Genomic DNA, 206 nt, shown 5'->3' with positions numbered 1-206 from the left:
GGTTTATGTAGTTTAAGAGAAAGAACATCCCCCAAGATGTTCAACTTAGTGTCCCGTTCGTCTAGAGGCCTAGGACACCGCCCTTTCACGGCGGTAACAGGGGTTCGACTCCCCTACGGGATACCATTGGGTCGTTAGCTCAGTTGGTAGAGCAGTTGACTTTTAATCAATTGGTCGCAGGTTCGAATCCTGCACGACCCACCATT

At 50.0% G+C, this 206-nt stretch carries 2 tRNA genes; both read left to right on the top strand.

From position 1 onward, the window contains the following. Positions 1-50: 50 nt before the first annotated feature. Positions 51-126 (top strand) — tRNA-Glu (locus RH46_RS05565). A gap of 2 nt (positions 127-128) precedes the next feature. Next, a tRNA-Lys gene (locus RH46_RS05560) sits at positions 129-204 on the top strand. The last annotated feature ends 2 nt before the right edge of the window (positions 205-206 follow it).

The organism is Vibrio brasiliensis LMG 20546 (genome assembly GCF_000189255.1).
Classification (GTDB): Bacteria; Pseudomonadota; Gammaproteobacteria; order Enterobacterales; family Vibrionaceae; genus Vibrio; species Vibrio brasiliensis.
This window is presented reverse-complemented; position numbering and strand designations above follow the sequence as displayed.